Source organism: Oleiphilus sp. HI0132, assembly GCF_001635845.1.
Genome location: NZ_LWGJ01000315.1, coordinates 1 through 610, shown reverse-complemented (window position 1 = coordinate 610; position 610 = coordinate 1). Strand labels below are relative to the sequence as shown.

Annotated in this window: 1 pseudogene; it reads left to right on the top strand. The window is 47.5% G+C overall.

Annotation, left to right across the window (positions count from 1 at the left end):
* A pseudogene (locus A3766_RS30295) lies at positions 1-610 on the top strand (hypothetical protein); the annotation flags it as partial.

Here is a 610-nt window from a genome sequence, read left to right as displayed (position 1 = left end):
CTCAAGCTGGCACTCAATGCTCGGCCAATGACGACTTTTGGGTTGTATCGCATAGTCAGGGCGCTCAGCAGATGATGTTTATCGCCGGTAATGCGGTCTCAGGCGCACCCAACTACAATACGGCTTACACAAGCTCTGGTTCCGTTAGTGTTGATTATGCATCCGCCATGAACGACATTCTCGGGATTTTCACGCTTGGCGGCGCAATAACCGGAACCGAAGGTGCTGACCGAGTTTGTAACGGCAACTGGTTAGATGCACTTATAAACGCGGCATTCTTAGGTAAAGACTGCAACCCAAGTGTACAATGGCTTCAAACAAACGATTCTTACACTGTTAAGAATTATATTGGTTCCAACCTAGCTGCTCCGGTTTATGTTATGGGCGGTTACAAGAGCTTCCCTGGTATTGAAGGCGCATCTGCGGCTATGCTTAATGGCGAAGATGATGGTTATATCAACCTGGCATCGCAAATGAGCTGTGAAGGTTCCGGTAAGCGCAATATTTGGGACGACCTGAATACCTACAAAACATTCTTTGGTATTGCCTACGGCAGCCCGACCTTCAAGTGTAATAACAGCAATAAAGGCACACCGCGCACCTATAATAT